The sequence below is a fragment of the Vibrio sagamiensis NBRC 104589 genome (assembly GCF_007990935.1).
Taxonomy (GTDB): Bacteria; Pseudomonadota; Gammaproteobacteria; order Enterobacterales; family Vibrionaceae; genus Vibrio; species Vibrio sagamiensis.
In genome coordinates this window covers 1-2,404 of record NZ_BJXJ01000100.1, presented here as the reverse complement: position 1 = coordinate 2,404, position 2,404 = coordinate 1, and the positions used below count along the sequence as shown (strand labels likewise).

At 49.6% G+C, this 2,404-nt stretch carries 1 protein-coding gene and 1 pseudogene; both read left to right on the top strand.

Annotated features, from left to right (window positions below):
• Window positions 1-2,106: LruC domain-containing protein (locus VSA01S_RS19505; RefSeq protein WP_147052779.1), on the top strand; the 2,106-nt coding region annotated here is incomplete at its 5' end.
• A gap of 14 nt (window positions 2,107-2,120) precedes the next feature.
• A pseudogene (locus VSA01S_RS19500) lies at window positions 2,121-2,404 on the top strand (hypothetical protein); the annotation flags it as partial.

The following is a 2,404-nucleotide window of genomic DNA, read 5'->3' as shown; positions in this document are numbered from 1 at the left end:
AGTACCGGCTCCGCGGTGGTCACTAACTGGGACAGCATTGTAGTTAACAACATCACCGCCAGTGACTACAGTGATATGATCCTAAAGGTCAGGTCGTCTGACGGTACGTTACTCAGCACCACAGATGTCTTAGCTGGGGTCGTCGGTAATAGCTTTAGTTTAAATATTAATACCGCCACTTATAATGCTCACCAGAGTTTACGTTACTTAATCCGTGGAACGCCAGTGGGGACGACTCAGACCACGGTGCCGACCATTAATATCGAGTTTGACGGTCCGGCTCCGGAAGTCTGCTTACAAACGACGGCTACAGGCACCAGTTGCAGTCTAGATAAAACCATGAGTCTAGAAATCACTTCAAATCTGGATGGTCATTCTCACACCGTAACCAGTGATGGTATTTACTCTGTTCACAACACTTGCACCAGTTTAGACGACCACGACTATGGTGATGCGCCACAAAGCTACGGCACTTTAGCTGCCGACGATGGCCCTAAACATGTTGTGGTCACCAATTTGTACCTCGGTAATGTTGCCACTGATGTTGACCCGGACGGCATTCCAAGTATCAATGCAGATGGCGATAATAATGAAGGCAGTAACGATGAAGATGGCGTGGTGATACAAACCCCATTTGAAACCGGTAAAGCCTCTGTGATTGAAGTGCTAGCGACCACTGGTGGCAGTGATGCTTACCTACAGTGCTGGGCAGATTGGGATCAATCGGGTCAGTTTGATGGCGATGAGCAGTTCCTGAAAAATCATGCGCTGAGCGATGGCAGCAATACCATTGTGATGGACGTGCCGATTGATGCACAACTAGGCAGCACCTATATGCGTTGTCGTGTATCAGGCATGAAAGACCTTGGCCCTAAAGGCTTCGGTGGTGGCGGCGAAGTTGAAGACTACGCGGTCAATGTGTCGCAAGGGGACGTTAACTATGTTTACTTACCCAGTGCTTCGGGTTGGTATACCGCAGCCTTCGAGGATAACTGGCCAATGATGGGCGATTACGACCTCAATGATGTGGTGATGCAATATCGTATTATCTTGCATGAAAGCAGTGCACACAATGACGATGTCATACAAGTTGATGTGGTCGGTCAATTAGCCGCCTATGGCGCAAGCTATAGTAATGGTTTTGCCTTACACTTCCCTGGTATTGATCGCGCTATGGTTGACGCCGCGTCTTCTCGCTTCTACCGCAATCAAACTCAAGTCGGCACTATGCTCGATATGAATGCTTCGGAGCTGATAGTCATCGCCAGTGACAACTTGAAGCATGCGCTGACATTCAACAGCGGTTGTGACTACCACCGTACCGAATCACACTGCTTGAACGAGGCGATACAATTCAGTTTTAACGCCAAAATGCCACTGGCCAGTGCTCAGCCTGCTTCGACCTTTATTGAAACTGGCTCGATGCCGGGTGGTTATGACCCATTTATATTCGGTGGCGGTGGATGGCGTGAAACTCCTCCAGGAAGTGACCTAGGGCGTGAGTTTGAGATACATACAGCAGACCGAGCACCGACGTCAGTCGGGGATACGGTTTCATCGAGCTTCTTTACGCAAGGTGATGATGTCTCCGATGGCAGTACAGTCTACTACCGTAACAGTAACCAATTACCGTGGGGCATCATCATTACCGACGATTGGGCCCATTCACTGGAATACCGAGACATCAGTCAAACCTATCCAGAGTTCGCAACTTTCGTCACCAGCAGTGGTGCTCAATCCGCGGATTGGTACACGCCAAGTAAAGCGTCTTACGGTTACTATGGCAGTGACAACGGAGTGATGCACGTGACGGTATCGGGTGGTAAGTACTATCTGAATGGAGCCGAAGCGCCAAGTTTGACCTTACAACGTGGCCGCACTTATGTGTTTGAACAACATGAAGCCACCAATGCAGGTCATCCACTCGCCATCCGAACCACCGACGACCAACCTTACACCAATGGTGTGATGTCACTCGGCGGTGATGCAGGTGGAGAGCGTTCACAAGTGAAGTTTACAGTACCGATGGATGCACCTGAAACATTACGTTATTACTGTACCGTGCATGGCAATGGTATGGGTAATGTATTAAACATCACCAACTAACAGGAGAGAATAAGATGAAATACTTATCAATTTTGACGCCTTGTGCGTTAGCAATGTCCGCTCTTCTGGTCGGTTGTGGTGGCGGTGAGGGAGGTGGAGCCAGTGCTCCGCCAAGCAAGCCGACACCAGCGTTGTACGGTGAAGTATCGGAAGAGGCAGATACAGCGGAATTAGTGGCAGAAAAAGGGTTTAATTTTGGCACCGATTACCGAGTGGATGTATCGCTTTCGGTGGCAGAGCCAGCAGGAGCAGAGGGGTACCTTTCGTTATATACCGAGTTTGATGCGGCCAGTGGTCG